17 protein-coding genes and 1 pseudogene are annotated in these 21,213 nt (G+C 69.6%); 7 read left to right on the top strand and 11 right to left on the bottom strand.

What is annotated here, in order from left to right; all coding sequences use genetic code 11:
* Nucleotides 1-11: 11 nt before the first annotated feature.
* Nucleotides 12-908, bottom strand: coding sequence for a UTP--glucose-1-phosphate uridylyltransferase GalU (galU, locus tag CLV54_RS09055; protein WP_100344647.1), 897 nt, complete (start codon nt 906-908; stop codon nt 12-14).
* Between the two features lie 144 nt (nt 909-1,052).
* Here galU and CLV54_RS09050 point away from each other — a divergent pair, with 144 nt between their 5' ends.
* Nucleotides 1,053-1,631: a 5-formyltetrahydrofolate cyclo-ligase gene (locus tag CLV54_RS09050; protein ID WP_100345023.1), complete on the top strand. Its 579-nt coding sequence runs from the start codon at nt 1,053-1,055 to the stop codon at nt 1,629-1,631.
* Between the two features lie 100 nt (nt 1,632-1,731).
* Nucleotides 1,732-1,872: pseudogene (locus tag CLV54_RS18190) on the top strand (FmdB family zinc ribbon protein); the annotation flags it as partial.
* Between the two features lie 14 nt (nt 1,873-1,886).
* Here the strand turns inward: CLV54_RS18190 and CLV54_RS18185 are convergent.
* The gene (locus CLV54_RS18185; protein WP_342745278.1) at nt 1,887-2,180 is read right to left on the bottom strand and encodes a hypothetical protein; all 294 of its coding nucleotides are present in this window, start codon (nt 2,178-2,180) and stop codon (nt 1,887-1,889) included.
* A 49-nt stretch (nt 2,181-2,229) separates the two neighbouring features.
* Between CLV54_RS18185 and mscL the strand changes: the two genes are divergently transcribed.
* Nucleotides 2,230-2,664 (top strand): large conductance mechanosensitive channel protein MscL, encoded by a 435-nt coding sequence (gene mscL, locus CLV54_RS09040; RefSeq protein WP_100344645.1) that lies wholly within the window; start codon nt 2,230-2,232, stop codon nt 2,662-2,664.
* A gap of 25 nt (nt 2,665-2,689) precedes the next feature.
* Here mscL and CLV54_RS17485 read toward each other — a convergent pair whose 3' ends face one another.
* Together CLV54_RS17485 and CLV54_RS09030 are read right to left on the bottom strand one after the other, a co-directional pair.
* Nucleotides 2,690-3,181, bottom strand: a complete 492-nt coding sequence (locus CLV54_RS17485) for a hypothetical protein (protein ID WP_157802888.1) — start codon at nt 3,179-3,181, stop codon at nt 2,690-2,692.
* Nucleotides 3,182-3,357: 176 nt separating this feature from the next.
* Nucleotides 3,358-7,194, bottom strand: a complete 3,837-nt coding sequence (locus CLV54_RS09030; protein ID WP_100344643.1) for a DUF4011 domain-containing protein — start codon at nt 7,192-7,194, stop codon at nt 3,358-3,360.
* Nucleotides 7,195-7,613: 419 nt separating this feature from the next.
* On the opposite strand from CLV54_RS09030, the gene CLV54_RS17910 reads away from it, so the two are divergent.
* Both CLV54_RS17910 and CLV54_RS09020 read left to right on the top strand, forming a co-directional pair.
* On the top strand, nt 7,614-10,001 hold the full coding sequence (locus CLV54_RS17910) for a PT domain-containing protein (protein ID WP_245861539.1): 2,388 nt from the start codon (nt 7,614-7,616) through the stop codon (nt 9,999-10,001).
* Nucleotides 10,002-10,169: 168 nt separating this feature from the next.
* Nucleotides 10,170-10,877 carry an NUDIX domain-containing protein gene (locus CLV54_RS09020; protein WP_100344642.1) on the top strand — a complete coding sequence of 236 codons (708 nt, stop codon included), beginning with the start codon at nt 10,170-10,172 and terminating at the stop codon, nt 10,875-10,877.
* A 16-nt stretch (nt 10,878-10,893) separates the two neighbouring features.
* Here the strand turns inward: CLV54_RS09020 and CLV54_RS09015 are convergent, their stop codons facing one another.
* The 5 genes from CLV54_RS09015 to CLV54_RS08995 all read right to left on the bottom strand — a co-directional run bounded on the left by CLV54_RS09015 (nt 10,894) and on the right by CLV54_RS08995 (nt 17,692).
* A complete protein-coding gene (locus CLV54_RS09015) occupies nt 10,894-11,328 on the bottom strand; it encodes a hypothetical protein (RefSeq protein ID WP_100344641.1) in 435 nt (144 codons plus the stop codon).
* A gap of 159 nt (nt 11,329-11,487) precedes the next feature.
* A complete protein-coding gene (locus tag CLV54_RS09010) occupies nt 11,488-11,907 on the bottom strand; it encodes a BP74-related protein (RefSeq protein ID WP_100344640.1) in 420 nt (139 codons plus the stop codon).
* 302 nt (nt 11,908-12,209) lie between these two features.
* Entirely contained in the window at nt 12,210-12,845 is a 636-nt protein-coding gene (locus CLV54_RS09005; RefSeq protein ID WP_100344639.1) for a hypothetical protein, read from the bottom strand.
* 237 nt (nt 12,846-13,082) lie between these two features.
* On the bottom strand, nt 13,083-15,959 hold the full coding sequence (locus CLV54_RS09000; RefSeq protein ID WP_100344638.1) for a helix-turn-helix transcriptional regulator: 2,877 nt from the start codon (nt 15,957-15,959) through the stop codon (nt 13,083-13,085).
* A gap of 152 nt (nt 15,960-16,111) precedes the next feature.
* Complete coding sequence (locus CLV54_RS08995; RefSeq protein WP_100344637.1) at nt 16,112-17,692, bottom strand: HNH endonuclease signature motif containing protein; 1,581 nt, start codon at nt 17,690-17,692, stop codon at nt 16,112-16,114.
* A gap of 215 nt (nt 17,693-17,907) precedes the next feature.
* On the opposite strand from CLV54_RS08995, the gene CLV54_RS08990 reads away from it, so the two are divergent.
* Nucleotides 17,908-18,411 carry a methylated-DNA--[protein]-cysteine S-methyltransferase gene (locus CLV54_RS08990; protein WP_100344636.1) on the top strand — a complete coding sequence of 168 codons (504 nt, stop codon included), beginning with the start codon at nt 17,908-17,910 and terminating at the stop codon, nt 18,409-18,411.
* 113 nt (nt 18,412-18,524) lie between these two features.
* Here the strand turns inward: CLV54_RS08990 and CLV54_RS08985 are convergent, their stop codons facing one another.
* Nucleotides 18,525-18,929: a RidA family protein gene (locus tag CLV54_RS08985; protein ID WP_100344635.1), complete on the bottom strand. Its 405-nt coding sequence runs from the start codon at nt 18,927-18,929 to the stop codon at nt 18,525-18,527.
* 59 nt (nt 18,930-18,988) lie between these two features.
* The gene (locus tag CLV54_RS08980) at nt 18,989-19,495 is read right to left on the bottom strand and encodes a cupredoxin domain-containing protein (RefSeq protein ID WP_100344634.1); all 507 of its coding nucleotides are present in this window, start codon (nt 19,493-19,495) and stop codon (nt 18,989-18,991) included.
* Nucleotides 19,496-19,633: 138 nt separating this feature from the next.
* Here CLV54_RS08980 and CLV54_RS08975 point away from each other — a divergent pair, with 138 nt between their 5' ends.
* Nucleotides 19,634-21,202 (top strand): M20/M25/M40 family metallo-hydrolase, encoded by a 1,569-nt coding sequence (locus CLV54_RS08975; protein WP_245861537.1) that lies wholly within the window; start codon nt 19,634-19,636, stop codon nt 21,200-21,202.
* Nucleotides 21,203-21,213: the final 11 nt, after the last annotated feature.

Raw genomic sequence — 21,213 nt, 5'->3', positions numbered from 1 at the left:
GCGGTTTCTCTCTAGTCCTCGAAGCCCGCCACGAACGACTTCAGCCACGGCTTGAGCTCCGCGCCGAGGTCGTCGCGGTCGCACGCCAGCTGGATGACGGCCTTGATGTAGTCGGCACGGTCGCCGGTGTCGTAGCGACGGCCGCGGAAGACGACCCCGTAGACGCCGCCCGTGCCCTCGACGTCGTGCGCCATGGTCTGCAGGGCGTCGGTCAGCTGGATCTCGCCACCGCGCCCGGGCGCCGTGTTCTCGAGGATGCCGAAGACCTCGGGGCGCAGCACGTAGCGGCCGATGATCGCGAGGTTCGACGGCGCCTCGGCGGGATCGGGCTTCTCGACGAGCTCGATCACCTTGACGACATCCGGGTCATCGGTCGGCTCGACCGCGGCGGCGCCGTAGAGGTGGATCTGCGAGGGGTCGACCTCGAGCAGGGCGATGACGGTCGTGTTGCGCTTCTGCTGCTCGTCGAGCATCTTCGACAGCAGCGGGTCGCGGGCGTCGATGAGGTCGTCGCCGAGCAGCACGGCGAACGGCTCGTGCCCCACGTGCTTCTTGGAGCGCAGCACGGCGTGGCCGAGACCCTTCGGGTCGCCCTGGCGCACGAAGTGCACGTCGGCCAGGTCGCTCGAGTAGGTGACCCGGTGCAGGCGGTCGACGTCGCCCTTCTTGCTGAGCGTGTCCTCGAGCTCGGTGACCCGGTCGAAGTGGTTCGCGAGAGCGTTCTTGTTGCGGCCCACGATCATCAGCACGTCTTCGAGCCCCGCGTTCACGGCCTCTTCCACGACGTACTGGATGGCCGGTTTGTCGACGACGGGCAGCATCTCTTTGGGAAGAGCTTTGGTTGCCGGCAGGAATCGGGTGCCGAGTCCAGCTGCAGGGATGACCGCCTTGGTGATGGTGAATGCCATGGTCGCTACATTATCGGTCCGCATCGTTTCTTGCGTTACGAAAGGGTTTCACGACCGGTACTTTTGCGATCCTCACGTCGTCCTCGCACCCCGCTCGGCCGCTGCCTGACAACACCCTCCGGCCGCGCGCCTAGAATGGCTCGCATGCCACATGACGTCGCGCATCAGAAGCGCGCGCTCCGAGCCGAGTTGCGAGAGCGACGCCAGAACATGACCTCCTCCGAACGCGAGGCGGCGGATGTCGGCATCACCCAGAACCTCCAAGCGGTCACCCTCGACCTCTCCGCACGATCGATCTCGTGCTACCTCTCCGCGCAGAACGAGCCGAACACCCGGCCGTTCCTGCGGTGGGCCGCCGACCAGGGCATCCGCATCCTGTTTCCCGTGACCCGAGAAGACGGCCTGCTCGACTGGACGGTCGGCGAGGACGCCATCGAGGTCGAGGGGCTCTTCGGCGTGCCCGAGGTCTCCGGGGTCACACTCGGGCCGATCGCGATCAACGACGTCGACCTCATCATCGTGCCGGCCGCGGCGATCGACGAGAGCGGCCTGCGGATGGGCTGGGGCCGGGGCTATTTCGACAAGACCCTCGGTTCGATGGAAAAATGTCCTCCGGTGTACGCCGTCATCTTCGACGGCGAACTGGTGGACTCGGTGCCCCGCGAGGTGCACGACCAGCCCGTCGACGGCGTCGTGACACCCACGAGAATCGTCACGTTCTAGCAGTCCCGCAGCGGCCCGCAGCGCCCCGTTCGCCGCCTCTGCCCCATGACAACCCAGTCCCACGACAACCCAGTCCCACGACCCAGCTCTCGGAGTGACCATGCCAACCTATTCGTACAAGTGCACAGAGTGCGGCAACGCGTTCGACATCCAGCAGGCCTTCTCGGATGCCTCGCTCACCGAGTGCCCCGTATGCGGTGGTCGCCTGCGCAAGGTCTTCAACACCATCGGCGTCACCTTCAACGGCTCGGGCTTCTACCGCACCGACTCGCGCACCGACTCGCGCAGCGGATCCCGGAGCTCCGGCTCGAGCGGCTCGGGCGCGTCCGGCGGCTCGGGCGAGAAGCCGTCGAGCGGTGAGAAGCCGTCGAGCGACAAGCCGAGCACTCCGGCGCCGAGCGCCACCCCGGCCGCGGCGTCGAGCTCGGGGTCGGGCTCTGGTTCGAGCTCAGGCTCTGGTTCTGGCTCGGGTTCTGGTTCGAGCGGGAGTTCGAGTTCGGGCGCGGCATCCTCGTCCAGCTGACCGAACACGCCGACAATGGTGAGCACGCACTGATCCGCCCACGCAGCTAGGGAAGCGTCCCGGAAAGGAAGACCCATGATCCAGGGTTTCAAAGAGTTCATCGTTCGAGGCAACGTCATCGACCTCGCGGTCGCGGTCGTCATCGGCGCCGCCTTCACCGCGGTCGTCAATGCGATCGTCACCGGCATCTTCAACCCGCTCATCGGGGCGATCTTCCAGGCCGACAGCCTCGACGGCCTCTCCTGGACGATCCCCGGCCCCGGCCCGGATGCCGTCATCCTCTACGGCTCGGTGATCGGCGCGATCATCCAGTTCCTCATCGTGGCCGTGGTCGTGTACTTCGTCTTCGTCATGCCGATCAACCATTTCAAGCGCCGAGCCGAGCAGCGCCGCAAGGCGGGCGAGACGGAGCCCGCCGACACTCCCCCGACCGAGCTCGACCTGCTCATCGAGATCCGCGACCTGCTGGCGAAGGATGCCGCACCGCGCGAGCACAAGCACGCCGACTGAGAGGGACCACGGCCTGAGCGGGCTCTCACCAGTGCGGCGGGCGCTCGCGTTTCAGGCGCTCGTCGTTGGGGTCGTCGGTGTCGCCCCAGGCCCACGCGGTGTCCTCGCTCGCCTTCACGGGCGAGTCGGCACCGCCTGAGCTGGAACTGCGCGAACCCGCGCTTCGCGAGACGGCACTGCCTGAACCGACACCACCCGAACCCGCGCTGCGCGAGGCGGCACTGCCTGAACCGACGCCGCCTGAACCGACGCCGCCTGAGCCGGCGCCGCGCGGGTCGCTGACAGTGCGCGGATCGCCGACGCTGAGCGGATCCCGCCTCGCCGCCGGGATGGAGTGCGGCGTCGGGTCACTGCCGGGCACGCCCGGACGCTGCGCGCGGCGGCTGCGGCGACGTCCGTGCTCGCCGCCGGAAACGTCCTGACCAGCCTGCTCTGCCGCCCGCACGTCCGCCTGCCCCGCCCCCTGGGCGTCCGCCTGCACGTCCCCCCGTTCCGTCCCGTCGCCCGTCTCAGCCATGCCTTCCAGCGTAGACGCGCCCGCTCCCACTCAAAACGACGGACTTTCCGGCCAATACCGCTGTTTCAGGCGCGAAAACTGCCGTTCGGGCCGGAAAGTCCGTCGTTTTGAGTGAGGTTTTGAGCGGGGGGGGGGAGGAGGAGAGGAGGGTGAGTGGGGCGTGGGTGAGGAGGGGCTCAGCGCAGCGGGAGCAGCGGGGCCGTCTCGGCGAGCTGGTCGCGAACGCCCAGCACCGTCGCGACACGCTGTGCCACGGCATCCGGATTGCTGAACAGCTCGAAGCTGTGCACACGGATGTAGTGCCAGCCGAGTCGCCGCAGCACCTCGGGGCGCAGACGCAACGACTCGCGCAGGCTCGCGCGGCCCACGGCGGAGTCCGTCTCGACGACCACCGCCCGGCCGGCGACCGTCGCGACGAGCTGCAGTTTCTCGCGGTAGCCGAGCGACACGATCATGCCCATCCGTTCGAGGCGGGCGGCCAGGTCGAGCAGCATGGGCTCGCTGTCGTCGGGCATCGGGTCGATCGCGGCCCGCGCCTCGGTCTCGGCGAGCACGTTGGCGAGCGCGAGCAGGCCGTGCCTCTTGCGGTCGTCGTCGATGTCTTCGGGGCGGAAGCACGACACGATGTCCATCGAGCGACGCGCGCGCGTCATGCCCACGGCGAGCAGGCGGTCGCCGCCCGGCTCGGCGAGGGCGCCGAAGTTGGAGAGCATCCGGCCGTGCGGTGTGCGGCCGTAGCCGATCGAGAAGATCACCCGGTCGCGACTCTGCGCGACCGACTGCTCGAGGGTCGCGACGGTGAACGGCTCGGCCCGGTCTTTGAGGATGAAGTCGCTGAGGTCGGAGCGCTTCGCAAACGCCTCGAGCACCGCCTGCTGCACGCGCACAGCGTGCCGGGCGCTCGCGGTGATGACCATGAGCGACTCGCGCGGCCGGTTGATCGCGTGGTCCATGACCAGGCCCACGACCTTGTCGACCTCGGCGTCGACGCTCTCGACGGCGCCGCTGCTCTCGTCGGGCATACCACGCCCGCCGAGCACGTAGTTGAGCGTGATGCTGCCGTGCCCGAGGAAGCTCCCGGCCCACGGGAGGGAGTCGATCTTGCCCGCGTAGAAGCGGCGGTTGACGAGCTCGGCGAGGTCCTCGCCGCCCGCGCGATAGCTGCGGGTGAGAGTGAGGGTGGGCAGCAGCTCGCCCAGACGGCCGAGCGCGGAGTCGGCGTGCAGGGCGTCGACGTCGAGCGGCTCGCGGGCCGCGGCATCCTTGCCCGCACTGCCCGCACTGCCTGCACTGCCCGCACCTGCGCCGCCGGCGCCCGAACCGTCGACGATGCCGACCTCGAAGGCCGAGGGGGTCTGGGTCACCGGGTCGCCGAACGCGACGACCTGCTTGGCACGACGGATCGCCGACACGTTCTCGGCGAGGGTCGTCGCCCCCGCGTCGACGAGGAAGACGGCGTCGAACTGGATGTCGCTCGAGATCGCGGGCACCTCGTACGGCGAGGCGAGCCACACGGGCGCGAGGGTTCGGAAGAGATGCGGCGCGGCCTCGTGCAGGGCATCGGCCGTCGCTTTGTCTGTTGTGAGCGCGCTGTCGGCCTTGAGCAGTCGGCGCAGCTCGGATGCCTCCTGCGGCCAGTCGATGACGCCCACCTTCCAGGTCTCCGCGAGCAGCCAGGCGAGCAGCTGCCCCGCGGCCGAGGCGTGCGCCTCGTCGACGAGACGGAAGTCGGCCTCGAGCCGGTCGAGCACACCCGTGTTGGCGTTGAGCAGCGCCTTGTCGGTCGCGAGCGCGTGCTCGAGCACGGACTGCCACCAGGCGAGCTCGAGCTCCGCCGCGACATCCGCCGGCGGAACGTGCCGCGACGACAGGTCGGCCAGCAGCGGGTCGAGCTCGAGCTCGCGCAGACGTGCGAGCAGGGCGACGCGCTCCTGCAGGTTGGCGAGCACCTCGGACTCGGCGGCCAGGCCGGCCACCTTGCTCACCAACTCCGTGATCGGCTGGTTGGCGAGCTGGTCGGGGGTTCCCTGGATGCCGAGCGGGGCGTCGAGCGTCGCGAGGTCTTCGAAGACCCGCTGGAACGCGACCTGCACGTCGGCGATGCCGATGGGCACCTCGGGCGTCGCCCCGGCGACGACGTAGCGCTGCCAGAGCGTGCGCTGCTGCTGGATGCGCCGCAGGCTCGCGTTCAGATCGCTCACGTGCACACCCGGGCGCAGGTACTCCATGGCGTGCTTGCGCAGGCGGCGGCGGTTGACCGACGACATGTCGGGTGTGTCACGGCGAGAGGATGTCGCGGCGATGAGCTCGGTGAGCGAGCGGTCGAACACCGACGGCGAGAACCGGTCCAGCGTCTCGCGGATGTCGAGGAGCAGGCGCAGGTAGATGCCGAGCTCCGTGATGGTCTCGAAGGGACGCATCCGGGTCTGGCCGATGAGGTCGTAGGCGCGCTCGAGCAGGCGGGGCAGCTCGATCTGGTTGAGCTTCTTGGCGAGCTCGTGGGTCGCGCTCGCCTCCGCCGTCGAGCTGAAGGATGCCCCGTACCAGGGCGAATCGCCCGGACCGTAGCGGAACTCGCCCAGCGATGCCGCCTGCACGAGGTTGCGCGCGGCTCCGGCCCTGTCGTGCGCGAGAGCCTCGACGCTGTGCCGTTGCAGGCGCGCCGTCGTCGCGGGAGGGGTGGGGAGCAGGGCGAGGCGGGCGAGCTCTCCGAGCGCGTCGAGCACCGAGACCCCGGTCGCCGGGTCGCGGTGGGTGAGCGCCGCACGGTAGTCGAGCAGCACCTTGCGCAGGCGCACGAGGGCGTCGTCGACCTCGGCGACCTTCGGCTGCGTGGCCTTCTCGTTGCGCGCGATCGAGTGCACGAGGTCGCGGCGCAGGGTGCGCGTCGTGACCGCGAGGCCGGGCAGGCCGACCTGGCTCAGGCGGTGGGCGATGCCGTCGAGGCTCGAGCGGCGGGCGCTCACGACGAGCACGCGCTTGTGCTGCGAGGTGAGGGCTCCGATGGCGTTGACGATCGTCTGGGTTCCGCCCGTGCCGGGCAGTGACTTGACGACGAGGGAGTTGCCGGCGGCGACCTGCGCGACGACGTTCTCCTGCTCGCTGTCGGCGTCGAGCAGCAGGTTGTCGGTCACCGGGGGGCGGGCGTCCTGACTGACCCATTCGACCGGCTCGTAGGACTCCTCGATGCGGCGGCGCGAACGCGGGTTGCCGGCGAGGGCGTCGAGAACGGGATGCTCGAGGTCACCGGCATCCGCGAGCATGTCGTGCGAGACGTCGGCGAACGACGAGACGACGAGACGCGGCTGCACGTTGAACCAGGCGAGGTGCGAGGTGAGTCCGCGCAGGCGGTCGATGACGGGCTGCGGCTTGAAGGCGCCGTTGGAGAGGGCGAGCGAGACGAAGGCTTCGGCATCCAGCGTGATCTGGAACTGCTCGTGCAGGGCCGCCGCGAGCGCGGGATTGAGGAACGGCCTGCCCTTGAGCTTGAGCTCGTAGTCGCGGCCGTAGCGGCGGATCGCGACGGGGCGCAGCAGAACCGGCGCCGTGTACTCGCGCTCCTCGCGCCCTTCGCCGTGCTTCCACTGGGCGAGGCCGATCGCGAGATGCACCGCCTCGATGCCGCGCACCGAGCGCAGCTCGATGCCCTTCGAGGTGATGTTGCCGGCCGCGAGGCGGGCGTTGCGCAGGGCGACCTCGTCGCGGATGAGGCTCGACAGCAGCACGGTGTGGCCCGTGATGAACTGGGGCAGCCCGCCCGGGTGGGTCGTCGAGAGCTCGATGCGGGTCGCGGTGGTGTCGACGAAGTGCAGGAGCGGCGAATTGCCGCCGACCGCCGCGAGCTCGGAGCGCCAGCGCGCCCAGGCCGGCTCCGCGATGTTGCCGGCGACGAGGCTCGGGTCACCCAGGCTCAGGGCATGGGGAGACGTCGTGTTCTGCCACGCGGGGTCGTTCTGCTGATCGAGCTCGGAGAGGAGCTCGTCGTCGTCATTTCTTCTATCCAGGCGCCACACACGGCCACCCTACGTGCGGCGCGGGGAAATCCCTGGTAGCACCGCCGAGTTTCGCGCGACTCGCGGGCGAGGCGTCACGAGGATGCCATCGCCGTTCTGCACACCGCGCACATTTGTTACACGTCCGTAACGCGAACAGTGCAATGCTACACATCACACCTTGGTTTGAATCTGCCCAGGATATGCCCTGAATCAGCTGAGTGTCATGGGGCATGAGTGCGGGGCGCCGAACCGGGGAATCGAGCCATCCGGCTCTCTCCAGATCAGTGAAGTGAACCAGATCAGAGAAGTGAATGAGCAGAGGAGAAATCTTGACATCGAAGCCAAGCCAACGGCGTGCGCGCCACTGGCGAGCAGGAGTCGCCATCGCGGCGGCGGCGGGCATCTTTGCTGTGGCTGCCGCCTCCAGCAGTGTCGCTATGGCGGCGCCCGCGGATCCGACACCCATCGATCCCGGCGTTCTCGATCCTGTCGATCCTCAGGACTGGAAGAACATGGACGACATGACCTGGGATGACTACACCCCGGTTCCCAACACCGACTGGGCCAACGACACCGAGGGCTCGGAGCGTCCGTTCCACGGCGCGGTCGTGCTGCTCGACTTCACCAATCAGCCGTTCCTCGTCACGCAAGACCAGGGCTCCCACACCTTCGGCAACCCCTCGGGGCTCGCGCACAACATCCCTCGCGACGACGTGCCGCAGTTCTACCTCGATCTGCTGAACACTCCGAACGAGCTGAACCACGGCCGCACCATCAACGAGTACTGGATGGAGCAGACCGGCGGGCGTCTGAGCGTTCAGATGGAGGCCTTCGGCCCCTACGAGCTCCCGGGCAAGATCGAGGAGTACGGCCTCAACGACAGCTTCAACAAGCCCAACGCGGCGTTCTGCCCCCAGGGCGAGAGCTGCAACAAAGACATCCGTCGTGACGCGCTCAGCCTCTGGTCCGCCGACATCGGGGTGCCCAACCCCCTCACCGAGTTCGACGAGGTCTTCTACATCACCGCCGGCCACGACGAGTCCACGACGTGGGAGGAGTTCGGCCGCATGCTGTTCGAGAACCCGGAGGACGTGACCGACACCTTCGGCCCGCCGCGTGACGAGAACGGCGTCGCACTCGACCAGAACGGGGCGCCGATGGCCAATGCCGCCAAGACCCGGTACATCCCGTGGACCTCGTGGTCGGCCGCCATCAACCACTGGCCGAACGCCAACTTCCCGTCGCGGGGGAACGCCGGCAACTCGACGCAGGCCGAGTCCTCGGGTATGGGAACCTTCGCGCACGAGTTCAGCCACATCCTCGGCATCTCCGACAACTACGGAAACCCCTTCGGCACGGAAGCGGCCGACGGCGGGCCTCTGCGCGACACGAGCGGGCCGTTCGACGTGCTCGCCCGCGGTCAGTTCGGCGGCCCGGGTGGCACCCACCAGCGCTGGGGCGTCCCCTCGGTCGCCGGCGGCTCGCAGCCCGCGGGCGTGGCGCTGCGCAACCGCATCAACCTCGACCTGATCGATCTCTACACGCAAGACGCGCAGACCGGTGAGGCGACGGGCAACCTGATCACGCTCACGCAGGAGAGCCTCAACGCCCAGGGGTCGATCGTGACGAACCTGACCGCACGCGCCGTGATGCTCCCCGGAAAGCCGACGGGCATCAACATCGCCTTCGAGCGCCCCAAGGATGCGCTCGGCAACGTGCTGGTCGACAGCCGCGGACGGCCGCTCAGCGGCGACGACTCCAACGGCAGCTGCACCCGCGCGGCCCAATGGGACTGCGACGGCGGCAACTTCGACAACTACACCCTCGAGGTGCTGGACCGCATGGGCACGGACTCGTTCCTTCCCGACCACGGCGTCCTGATCTCGAAGACGAAGAACGCCGACAGCAACCCGTTCATCTGGGCGATCGACGCCAACCCCGAGAACATCGACACCGTCGACTACGTGCGCCCGGACGGCACGCCGATCATGATCACGCGGGGCGACCAACGTCAGCTCAACGACGGCCTGTTCCACGCCGGCAACGACTCGGGCTCGGAGTACGAGTACGTCGACGAGGTCAACCGTCTGCAGTTCTACGTCGTCGACATGAAGCGCGACGACGACGGCCTGCTGAGCTACGACGTGGCGGTGCGTTCGCTCGACAACCCCGGCCCCCAGGTGCGAGGGCTCGCGCTCGGCGAAGGAACCGTCACCGGTACGACGGATGACGACATCGCGCAGTGCACGGTCCCGCTCACGAACACGGGCGGTGCTGTCACCAACGCGCTGGCGAACAGCGACATCTACCGCATCACGACGAGCGTCGACGACCGGAACTGGACGCCGTCCACGCCGAGCAGCATCGTGACCGCGGAGACGGGTGAGACGATCACGGTTCCCGTGTACCTCGAGCACGGGGCCGTCACCGCGTCGACGGCCACGCTGACGGTGACGGCCACCTCGGAGAACGACCCGACCAAGACCCAGTCCGTCGACTGCGTCATCACGGCCGCGGCCGTCCCGACAGACGAGCCGACGGATGTGCCCACGGACACGCCGACCGACGAGCCCACCGGTGAGCCCACCGACGCGCCGACCGACGAGCCCACCGACGCGCCGACCGATCCGAGCACCACGGTGCCGGCCGACACGGGATCCGACGCAGGATCGGATGACGGGAGCTCCGGCGCTCTCGCGAGCACCGGAGTCGGCGCCGAGCTCCCGATCGCGCTGGTGGGCGGCCTCGGCCTCCTCCTGCTCGGCGGTATCCTCGCGACGATCACCGTCCAGCGTCGCAGACGGCGTTCCGCGGAAACGCTGTAACCAGACAGACACGCTGCAACCAGACAGACACGCTGCAACCAGGGTGTCCTAACCGACGGCCGAGACACGGCGGCCCAGAAGCGGCGCCCGGAGTTCACCCGAACCCCGGGCGCCGCTTCCGTCCGACATCCCACGGCGACCCCACCGCGCACGCGCTAGCGTCGAGGGATGACACGCGGAATCGACGAGCCGGATGCCCGCGGGCGCACCGGGCTGCACCTCACCGGGCGAGACCTCGCCGGCAACCCGCGCGTGAAGGTGCGCGACGTGCAGGTGCTCTCCTCCGACTGGTACGTCACCCGCACGACGACCTTCGACTTCCGGCATGCCGACGGCCACTGGAGCACGCAGAGCAGGGAGACCCACGATCGCGGCAACGGCGCGACCATCCTGCTCTACGATCTGCAGCGACGAGTCGTGCTGCTCATCCGCCAGTTCCGCTTCCCCGCCTACGTGAACGGCCACCCCGACGGTGTGCTCCTCGAGGCCCCCGCAGGCCTCCTCGACGATGACGAGCCGGATGCCGCCATCCGCCGTGAGGCGATGGAGGAGACCGGCCACGACATCGGCGAGCCGCAGCACCTCTTCGACGTCTACATGAGCCCCGGTTCGGTCACGGAGAAGCTGCACTTCTACGCCGCGCCGTTCAGCAGCGCCACCCGCACCTCGGCCGGCGGCGGCCTCGTCGCCGAGGGCGAGGACATCGAGCTCGTGGAGCTCGGCCTCGACGACGCCCTCGCTGCGATCGGCGACACGATCGTCGACGCGAAGACGATCATGCTGCTGCAGTGGGCTGCGCTGTCGGGGCCGTTCGGCGCGAGCCGACCACGGGATGCGGCCGGAACGCGTGACGACACCGACGCCGGACACCCGTGACTCCGGGCGCCTCGCCTCAGATGTTCTCGAAGTCTCCGAAACCGTACTCGTCGACGTGGTGCGGATAGACGCCGTAGTCGATCGACGACTCCGACAGCCGGCGCAGCCGTGCCGTGATGTCGGTGACCGCGACCGATCCGTCGAGCTCGTCGGAGCGCGGGCTCTCTGAGACCGGACCCTCCGAGACCGGGCCCTCTGAGACAGGACTGCCCGAGGGCGACCGGCCTGAGCGGGACCTGTCTGAGTACGGCCTCTCCGAGATCGCCACGAGCGGGGTCAGGGGCGTCAGCAGGAGGGCGGCCTCGGTGACCCGCCCGTCGTCGAGGACGATGGGGATGTCGATCGAGTCCGCGATCGACCGCCGCGACAGAGCCATCGCGTAGGCCAGAACTGCATCGGCAACGTCGTCACTCGTCCGGAGCGTGCCGCTGCCGTAGAGGATACGTTTCATGGTGCCACTCTGCCCGACTCGTCGAGCGGGTCGCCAGGGGCTTGCAGGATCACAGGAGCGGGCGTATAAACCCGCACGGGATGGCCGCTCGGGATGGTCCGTCCCCGCGTGTGAGAGCCTCCGACTCCGCCGAGCGGACGGCTCAGCGGAGCGGACGGCTCAGCCGAGGGGCTTGAGCTCGACGACCTTCGCGTCCCAGGGGCAGTAGTTGTCGGAGGTGAGGCTCCCGTCCTCGACGGCCGACGGCAGTCCGTCGCAGACCCCCGTCGTCGCGTCGGCGAACTCGAGCGTCGCGGGATCGATGTGCCAGGTCCACGGGGAGTTCACGTCGCCGTCGCCGTCGCGCACGATCTCTCCGTTCGGGATCCGGCCCTCCTCGCCCCCGTTCTGCAGCTCGACGACGTGCTGGACGAGCTCGTCGGTGTCCAGCTCGATCGAGTAGCGCTCCGAGCCCGCCACCTCGAAGGTGACGACGGCCGGGGCGGAGATCTCGGACGAGCCACCGCCGCTCTGGCATCCGGCCAGGGTGGATGCCGCGAGCACAGCGGCCACAACGGCGAAACAGGTTCTACGGAACACGGGCACATCCTCCGGGAGTCGAGTCGAGCGTGAGATCGGGCTCCGGATCCCGAGCGTCGAGAACCACGGATCGAGAAGCGGAACCGAGACAGAACATGGTCCCACAGCGCCTCCCGGCAGCGCATCCCGATGTCGCGATATGCATCCCGGCCGGGCATCCCCCGCACCATCGTCGGCAGGTGAGCTCCGCACCCGCGCTGCGCCGCAGCCGTCGGGCGAATCGGTCGTCGGACGAGTCGGTCGTCGGGCGGGTCAGCCGTCGGGCGGGTCAGCCCCCGGACAGCCGGCGCGTCAGCCCCCGGTCAGTCGTCGGTCGCGAAGAGCACGCAGTACCGCCCGAGCTCGACGGTGTCGGCATCGTACGAGTCGCCGTCGAAGGCGACATCCTGCACCATGATGACGGTGAAGAACCCGTAGCGGCCGTCGGCCTCCGAGGTGAAGACCGAGTCCGTCGTGCTGAAGACGCCGCCCTCCTGCTCGAAGAAGATGCCACCGGAGAGCGGCACGGCGCTGCCGTCATCCTGGATGTACGAGATGTCGTACGAGTAGCTGGGCGCGCGCGACTCGTCGTGGGCGTCGTAGGCGAACGAGAGCGGGGTGCCGTCGCCGAAGATCGCGCCGTCGTCGGGGTGCACGCTCATCGCCGGATCGCTGAAGAGCTCATAGCCGGCGGAGGTGCCCCCTGCGCACCCTCCGCCTGCGTCCGAGCCGGCTGCGCCGTCATCCGGGTCGACCCCCGCCGACGTCTCCGATGTGTCCGGCGCTTCTGCATCCGGCACCTCGACTGCATCCGCCGCGGTCGCCTGCGCCCCTGTCTGTGCGGTGGTCGGTGCGGTGGTCGGTGCGGTCGCGCATCCCGCGAGAAGCAGAGCGGATGCCGCGACCACGGCGATCCTGCCGATCAGGTTTCGGCGGTCCCCCGCGCCGTATGCAGTCATGCCCCCATGATCCCGGGCGAGACGGACGAGCCATAGTGGGGTTCTCGCTTATTCATTTGTTCATGCGCCTATCGCGAGCCCCGTGAACCGCACGTCGAGCGAACGGCCTGCGGGCCTGCTGGCGCGTCTGCCGCTGGTGCATCCGCTGCGGGGTACGTCTACAGCGGTGTAGGTCTACAGCGGGTGCCCCTGCTGCGCTGTGCCCCTGCTGCGGGGTTCCCCTGCTGCGCTGTGCCTCTACGGCGATGCGTCGATCGCCGCCACGGATCCGTCGATATCGCGCTCGCGTGCCGTCGAGGCGATCCCCACCCGGGATTCGAGGCCCCACCGTCGCAGCACCTCGCTGACGTGCTTCTCGACGGTTTTCACGCTGATGCCGAGCTCGGCCGCGATCGCGGCATTGGTCAGCCCCCGAACGATGAGCTCGACGAGCTGCTGCTGGCGACCGGTGATCGGCGCGAGCGCGGCGGCGCCAGACCCGCCAGCACCCCCAGCATCCCCAGCACCCCCAGCACCCCCAGCACCCGCGATACCCCCGGAACCGCCGTCACCCACGGCACCCTTGGCATTCATAACACCCCCGATACTGGTGCTGCCAGCACCCTCGGCACCCCCAGCACCCTCGGCACCCCCAGCACTGCCAGCACTCCCAGCACTCCCAGCACCCGCGACACTCCCAGCACTGCCAGCACTGCCAGCACTGCCAACACCTCGGGTATCCCCCGCACCTCCGACCCCGCTCCCAGCACCCCCAGCACCGCCGTCGCCCACGGCGCCCTTGGCATCCACAACACCCCCGATACCGGTGCTGCCAGCACCCTCGGCACCCTCGGCACTCCCAGCACTCCCAGCACTGCCAGCACTGCCAGCACTGCCAACACTGCCAACACTGCCAACACCTCGGGTATCCCCCGCACCTCCGACACCGCTCCCAGCACCCCCAGCACCCCCAGCACTGCCTGCGCATCCGACAGCCCCGGCACTCCCGGCACTCCCGGCATCCGGGTCTCTGCGAGGCGCGCCGGCGCGGGGGCGCATCCGGCCGACCATGCGGGTCGCGACCTCGAGACGCGAGGCCACGCCGAAGGCGGCCAGCACCCGAGACACGTGGATCTGGACCGTGTGCTCGGAGAGGTGCAACCGTGCGGCGATCGAGCGATTGGTGAGCCCGTCGGCGATGAGCAGTGCGACGTCGCGTTCTCGGGCGGAGAGTCCCTCCCACCCGCTGCCGGAGACGGGACGCAGGCGGCGCCCGGCCGCGCGCAGCTCGCGGGCAGCCGATCGTCGTGCGGCGATATGGCCGGTCGTGACAGCCGCGCTGGCGAGCGCCTCGAGTCGCGACGTCGCCGCACCGCTCCTGCGCGCGGCGACGTCGGCGCGAGCGAGCACGATCTCGGCCTCCGCCGCTTCGACGAGCCGCCCGTCGGCCGCCGCATGCTCACGGGACCGCTGAGCCCAGACGACCGCGCTCTCGGGTCGTCCAGCGAGCAGCTCGACCCGGCTGATGAGCCTCTCGACGGTCGGAGCGGAGATCGGATTGGCGAGCAGCGGGGCTGCACGCAGTGACCACGCCTCGGCGGCATCCAGGTCGGCGACGGCGACGGCGGCCGCGGTGAGCAGTTCCAGCCCGAGGGCTCGGTCGATGATGGGCAGCGCGTCGAGGCCGGCCGTGCGACCCGCGGCGAGCACGAACGACGCCGCGCGCGCGACATCCGCTGTCGCGATGAGACCGTAGGCGACGAGCAGGTAGCACCCGCTCGACAGGGCGTCGTTCGGCTCGGGCAGGCTGCGTTCGAGGCGGTCGGCCGTCGCCCGCACGGTGCCGCGCTGGGCAGCGTTGCCTGTGAGCAGGCACTGCGTCGCCTCGATGAGCAGGCGGGTCGCCGGGCTTCCCGCGGCGGCGAGCGCGCGGTCGGCGAGCTCGAGCGCCTCCGAGATCCGCCCCTGGAAGCCGAGCACCCGCACCCGCATGACGCGGATGACGTCGATGAACGCATGCGGACGTCCCCGCCCTTCGAGCGCACTCCCGCCGATCAAGCCCCCGTCGAGCACGGCCTCCCCGAGCACACCGTCGTCGGACACACCCCCGCCAGACACACCGTTGTCAGACACACCCCCACCAGACACACCGCTGTCAGACACACCCCCACCAGACACACCGTTGTCAGACACACCCTCGTCGAGCGCGCCCGATTTCAGCGCATCCCCGTCGAGCACGCCACCCCCGGCAAACACACCATCCCCGACGACCGCGCCATCCCCGCCATCCCCGTCGAGCACGCGATGTCCGGCACGCACGCCATCCCCGACGACCGCACCATCCGCGCCATCCCCGGCACGCACGCCGTCTCCGGCGTCGTCCTCGTCGAGAAAATGCTCGACGAGAACGTGCCGCTCGGGTGCACCCTGGAGGGACGAGTCGGGCGTAGCAGGCTGCGAACGGAGAGGCCGCCGAGGCCCGTCTTCGGAGAGGACGAGCTCGCGCGTGAACTCCAGCGCGAGGTCGAGCCGAGCGCAGGCGAGGGCGGCCTCGGCCAGCGCATAGACGATGAAGCTGCGCACGTCGTCGAGCGCGGCATCCACTGAGCGGATGTCGCGCGCCGCGAGCACGAGCGGATCGCACTCCTCTGCCCCTCCCGCCCCTTCTCCGAGCCCCTCTCTGGAAGCCTCTCCGCGCTCCCTCCCCCTGCGCTCCCTCCCCCTGCGCTCCCTCTCTCCGTGCTCCTTCTCTCCGTGCTCCTTCTCTCCCGGCGCCGCCTTCCCAGACGCGACGCCCGCGGACGCGACGCCCGCAGAGCTCGGGTGCGGCTGCTCGGGCGGCTCGAGCAGCCCGGCGATGGCGAAGGCGGACGCAGCCCGGGCGAGCATCACGGCTTCGGGGTCGTGGCCGGTCGCATCCGCCGCGAGTCTCGTTGCGAGTACGGCCGAGCGGCCGGCCGCGTCGTAGTCGCGCGCCCAGTACTCGCAGTAGGCCTGCAGGCCGAGCAGGAAGGGGTCGCCGCGTCCTGCTCGCTCCGTCGTGGTGTATTCACGCCGGCACCATTCGATCGCGGCGGGCACGTCCAGCGCGATGACGTACCCCAACGTCGCTCGCAGAGCGTTCCGTCTGCCCATAGCCGTGATGCTAGCGGTCGTCGGGCCGGCCGTCGCGAGTTCAGCCGCACGGATCTGACGCCGTCGGGCCAAGCCGCCTGGATTTCAGACCATTCGCCCTTCACGCCGCTGCGCGTTTCACGCCGCTGGATGCTTCACGCCACCCGGACGCTTCACGTCACCTCACCGTTCACGCTGCGAGCCAAGGCCCGCACACTTCCGCCCCGTCGTGGCCTTCGGCATGGATCGACGTCGGGCGGCGGGATGAAGTACGGGACATTCGCCCTCACGGTGATCTGCCAGCCCTGATCGTGAACGAGGTGATGGTGGAAAGAGCACAGCATCACCCCGTTCGCGAGATCGGTCGGGCCGTATCGAGACCACCATTCGATGTGATGGGCCTCTGCGTAGGACGGCGGGTGCTCGCAGCCGCCGAAACCGCAGCCGCCGTCGCGCTCGACCAGAGCGAGGCGTTGGGCACGGGTGAACAGACGGCGCGCCCGACCGAGGTCGAGCGGCTCGCTGCGGCCACCCAGCACCATCGGGATGAGCTCCGCGTCGGCAGCCAGCCGCCTGGCGGTCGCAGCCGAGATCGTCTCGTCGATCCCGTCGAGCTCGGCTGTTCCCCGCCCCGTCTGAAGCGATTCCAGACTCATCCGCACGACGACGGTGACGGGGGCGAGCTGCTGCCGTGCATCGGAGCACGCCGCTACGTGCCGGAAGATCTCGAACGCGGCATCCGCCCTCATCTGCGCGAGACTGCGCCGATCGACGACCGCCGGAGGAGCTGAGGGAGCCGGAGGAGCCGGAGGAGCAACGGCCTCGGGCGCCGCTGCATCGGCAGGGCCGTCGAAGCGGGGACCACGCTGCTCCTGCCGGAGGTCGCGCCCCACGAGGGCGTCGATCCCGGATCGCACGAAGACGGCGGACTCCGGCTCGAGCACCCAGACGACTCGCATCGTGCCGTCGGGCAGAGTCGTCATGGAGAGACGTCGCGACCGACGGCGTTCCTCGTCTCGCGGCTCGGCGCCGTCGTAGTCGATTCGATCGCGGACCGCTCGCGCGAGCACCGCCACGTCTTCGGTGGTGAGGCTCTGAGCTTCGGCCACGATCGCCTCCTCGGCGATGGCCACGACATCGTCTGCGCAGCGCTGCCGGGCTCGCTCGAGCTCCCGGACCACGGATGCCGAGGCATCCACACTCATCCGTTGCGCATCGATGGCCGTGCCCAGCAGCGGATACCGCGGGGGAAGGGGTTCCCCGGTCAGGCTCGCGCGAGGAGCGGTCGCCTCTCCCACGAGGCAGTACAGCTGAGCCCTCTGGCGCGGAAGATGCCACATCTCTGCCAGCATGGCCGCCGCCGACCCGTGCCCGCGCCGTTTCGCCCACCCCTCCGCACCGAGGCTGCTTCGCGAGTTCTGCACCGCGATGCCGGCGAGACGCACCTTCACGGCATCGAGCAGTGCCGACATCCGCTGCACGGTCTCCGCCAGACGCACGAACGCGCCGTCGTCGAGGCCGGGCGCGACACCCAGGCCGGACGAGGCACCCAGGCCGGACGAGACACCCAGGCCGGACGAGACACCCAGGCCGGACGAGACGTCAGCCCTGGGCATAACACCATGACCGGGCGCGACACCACCGCTGGACGCGACACCGATGCCTCCGATCACCGAGTGGACGGAATCGAGCAGGGCGAGCGCCTCGAGCTGCTCGCGCAACTCGGCAAGCGCATCGGGAGCTGTCGTTTCCATGGCTCAATCATCCCGAGAACCACCGACATTTCACTCATGATCAGGTATTTCTGTGGATAAGTTGCTGAACGACAAGCCTGTGGAGGAGAGGTCACGGCACAGGAACGGGCGCCCACACCTCGATGTCCGATTACCGCCAGTCGACATCGCCCGGACAGAGGCATGATTGAGAGACCGAGATGACCCGCCGCAGCAGACCCACCCACGAGGAGCGTATGAGAACCGCCGTCCACTCGATTCCGACCCCCGTCGGGATGCTCCTGCTCACCTCCGACGGCGAGGCCCTCACAGGCGTCTATTTCGAGAACCACTCGCATCCTCCGAGGGGCCTCGACGACGCGGTCGATGACGCGGGGCCATTCGCGGCCGTCGTCGAGCAGCTCGACGAGTACTTCGAAGGAGAGCGCACCGCCTTCGATCTGCCCCTCGCACCCCGCGGGACGGAGTTCCAGAAACTCGTCTGGGGCCAGCTCGCCCGCATCCCCTATGGCGAGAAGCGCAGCTACGGCGAGCTCGCGCACGCGCTCGGCAGTCCGGGTGCGTCGCGGGCCGTCGGCCTCGCGAACGGCCGCAACCCGATCTCGATCATCGTGCCGTGTCACCGGGTCGTGGGCAGCTCCGGCTCGCTCACCGGCTACGCGGGAGGACTCGAGCGCAAGCTCTGGCTGCTGGAGCTCGAGCGCGACTCGGCCCCCAGCGACACCGCGACCCTCTTCTGATCCGGCACCCGCCTCCGGCGCTCGCCACACTCACCGCGCTCACAGCGCTCACAACACTCACGACGCTGCTTTCACGACAGCGCGCCCATGACGCGGCGCTCACCTCACTGCGCTCACGGCGCAGCGATCGCCGCGACGGCCTCCACCTCGACGAGCTGGCCCTCATACCCGAGCACGGCCACGCCCAGCAGTGTGCTCGGCGCATCGTGGTCGCCGAAGGCGTCGCGCACGACCTCCCACGCGAGACCGAGCTCCGACCGGTCGGACGACGCCACGTAGACCGTCGTCTTGACGACATCCGTCAGCGATGCGCCGGCCTCCGCCAGCGAGACGACGAGATTCGCCATGACCTGCTGAGTCTGCGCCCGCACATCGCCCGGCGCGACGATGGCACCGTCGGCATCGAGCGGGCAGGCCCCCGCGGTGACGACGAGAGCGGATGCCGGTGCCACGACCGCCGCGTAGGCGTACTCGGCTCGCGTCGACAGGGTGCTGCTGCGGATGAGGCGGTGCGTCATGATCCACAACTATGCGTCATGATCCACAACGAGCGGAGTGCCCGTTCGGCGATTCGCCGCTAGTCGACCTCGATGGTCGCGGTCCCGGAGCCCAGCTCGTCCGTCGCGACATAGCTGCCCGGCGCGTCGAACCGGAGCGAGGTCGGCATCCCCTTGGCGACCGTGAGCCCGTCCATATCGTCGATGATGACCGCGTGGAAGCCGTCGTCCGCGCTCGTGAAGGTGACGATCGAGCCGGCGGGCACGGTGACGGCGCCGGGGTCCATGCCGTCGGCGGTCATGCCGACGGTCGCGGCGGGGCTCGGGGGCGTGTCGACGAGAACCGGGGCGGAACCGGGCGCGCCGGCCCCGGCATCCGCCTCGCCGTCGGAGTCTGAGCCCGGGTTCGCGCCCGAATCGGCGTCGGAGCCCGTATCGGAGCCCGTATCGGCGGATGACGCGCCCGCCCCGGCCGACGAACCGGAGACGCCGTCCGCCTCATCCGCCGCCGATCCGCCCGAGCAGGCGGTAAGACCGAGCAGCAGCACGGCGGCGAGAGCGGCGGAGGCGAGCGTTCGAGATCCCATAGCGGGAGCGTAGGTTCGCCACGCGTCCGGCGTCTATGCGGGTATCGACTTATTCACAGTCCTCCGACGCATGCGTAGGATCCACAGACCCGGACGCTCACGGGCGTTCCGGTCCGAGAAACGACGATCATTGAGAGCATGACCCAACGACGACGACCCATACGAACAGGCCCGGATGCCGCCACGCACATCGGCCGCGCGGGCCCGGCGCGCCTCGTGCTCGGCGTCGTCGCCGTCGGTGCCGTCGCGCTCGGAGCCCTCGTGGGCACCGTCGTCGCACGGGCCCTCGCCGCGGGCCGTCCGAGAGCGGCCTCCCCCGCCCGCCACGAGGCGTCGTCGCCCGCCCGCTCCCTCCCGCTCTCGGCGGCACGGCCCGGCAGCGCAGAACGGCTCTCGCGTATGGTCCGCATCCCGACCGTCTGGCTGACGAGCGACGACGACCCGGAGCCCTTCGAACGCTTCGAGGCTCTGCTCGCCGAGGAGTATCCGCTCGTGCACAGCCGGCTGGAGCGGGAGAAGATCACCCCCTTCGGCATCCTCTACCGCTGGCGCGGCCTCTCCGAGAGCGACCCGCTCGTGCTCATGGCGCACTACGACGTCGTGCCCGCCGAGCCTCACGACTGGGCCGACGATCCGTTCTCCGGTGCGGTGCGGGAGAACGCGGTCTGGGGCCGCGGAACCCTCGACGACAAGGGCCACCTCCTCGTTGTGCTCGAGGCCGTGGAGAATCTGCTCGCCGACGGCTTCACACCCGCGCACGACGTCTACGTCTCGCTCGGCGGCAACGAGGAGCGCTACGGCACGGCGGCGCAGCGGATCGCCGCAGAGTTCTCGCGGCGCGACATCCGGCCGTGGCTCGTTCTCGACGAGGGCGGTGCGATCATCGACTCGCCGTTCCCGGGCATCACCGTACCCCTCGCGATGGTGGGAGTGGCCGAGAAGGGCGTCGCGACGATCCGCCTGCAGACACGTGGCGGGGGCGGGCACGCCTCGGCCCCGCCCGCCGTCACGGCGACGACCCGGCTGTCGCGCGCCGTCCTGAGGCTCGGCACGAGCCCGTTCGCGGTCGCGCTGCCGCGCCCCACGCACGACATGCTGACCGGTTTCGCCCCGATCTCGCCGTTCGCCTACCGGCTCGCCTTCGCCAACATGGGGCTCTTCTCACGACCGGTCGCCCGGCTTCTCGCGGCCCGAGGCGGGGAGACGGAGGCGATGACACGCACCACCGTGGCCGTGACCATGCTCGAGGCGGGAACAGCGCCGAACGTGCTGCCGGCCGCGGCGAGCGCGACCCTCAACGTGCGCATCGCGATCGGCGAGACGGTCGACACCGTCGTGACGACCCTGCGGGCGGCGATCGGCGACCCCGCGGTCGAGATCGTCGTTCTCGAGGAGAGCGACCCCACCCCCGTCTCGAGCAGCGTCAACGAGCAGTTCGCCCTCATCTCGGAGGCCGTCACGGCGAGCTACCCGGGCACCGTGTCCGCACCCTATGTGGTCAACGCCGCGACCGACTCCCGGCACTTCCACCGCTTCGTTCCCGCCGTCTACCGCTTCTCCCCGTTCGTCATGTCGGCCGAGCAGCGCGCGAGCGTGCACGGCGTCGACGAGCACGTGACGATCGACAGCCTCGAGCGCGGGGAGCGGTTCGTCCAGACCCTGATTCGATCGCTTCCCGAGCGTCGTGCTGCCGCGGCATCCGAATGAGGTAGCTTTTC

The sequence above is a fragment of the Compostimonas suwonensis genome, assembly GCF_002797855.1.
Lineage (GTDB): Bacteria > Actinomycetota > Actinomycetes > Actinomycetales > Microbacteriaceae > Compostimonas > Compostimonas suwonensis.
This window is presented reverse-complemented; position numbering and strand designations above follow the sequence as displayed.

What these genes read in the sequence shown, in the direction of transcription:
- galU (WP_100344647.1), bottom strand. Translation starts at nt 908, where the DNA reads ATGGCATTCACCATCACCAAGGCGGTCATCCCTGCAGCTGGACTCGGC.
- CLV54_RS09050 (WP_100345023.1), top strand. Translation starts at nt 1,053, where the DNA reads ATGCCACATGACGTCGCGCATCAGAAGCGCGCGCTCCGAGCCGAGTTG.
- mscL (WP_100344645.1), top strand. Translation starts at nt 2,230, where the DNA reads ATGATCCAGGGTTTCAAAGAGTTCATCGTTCGAGGCAACGTCATCGAC.
- CLV54_RS17485 (WP_157802888.1), bottom strand. Translation starts at nt 3,181, where the DNA reads ATGGCTGAGACGGGCGACGGGACGGAACGGGGGGACGTGCAGGCGGAC.
- CLV54_RS17910 (WP_245861539.1), top strand. Translation starts at nt 7,614, where the DNA reads ATGGCGGCGCCCGCGGATCCGACACCCATCGATCCCGGCGTTCTCGAT.
- CLV54_RS09020 (WP_100344642.1), top strand. Translation starts at nt 10,170, where the DNA reads ATGACACGCGGAATCGACGAGCCGGATGCCCGCGGGCGCACCGGGCTG.
- CLV54_RS09015 (WP_100344641.1), bottom strand. Translation starts at nt 11,328, where the DNA reads ATGAAACGTATCCTCTACGGCAGCGGCACGCTCCGGACGAGTGACGAC.
- CLV54_RS09005 (WP_100344639.1), bottom strand. Translation starts at nt 12,845, where the DNA reads ATGACTGCATACGGCGCGGGGGACCGCCGAAACCTGATCGGCAGGATC.
- CLV54_RS09000 (WP_100344638.1), bottom strand. Translation starts at nt 15,959, where the DNA reads ATGGGCAGACGGAACGCTCTGCGAGCGACGTTGGGGTACGTCATCGCG.
- CLV54_RS08995 (WP_100344637.1), bottom strand. Translation starts at nt 17,692, where the DNA reads ATGGAAACGACAGCTCCCGATGCGCTTGCCGAGTTGCGCGAGCAGCTC.
- CLV54_RS08990 (WP_100344636.1), top strand. Translation starts at nt 17,908, where the DNA reads ATGAGAACCGCCGTCCACTCGATTCCGACCCCCGTCGGGATGCTCCTG.
- CLV54_RS08985 (WP_100344635.1), bottom strand. Translation starts at nt 18,929, where the DNA reads ATGACGCACCGCCTCATCCGCAGCAGCACCCTGTCGACGCGAGCCGAG.
- CLV54_RS08980 (WP_100344634.1), bottom strand. Translation starts at nt 19,495, where the DNA reads ATGGGATCTCGAACGCTCGCCTCCGCCGCTCTCGCCGCCGTGCTGCTG.
- CLV54_RS08975 (WP_245861537.1), top strand. Translation starts at nt 19,634, where the DNA reads ATGACCCAACGACGACGACCCATACGAACAGGCCCGGATGCCGCCACG.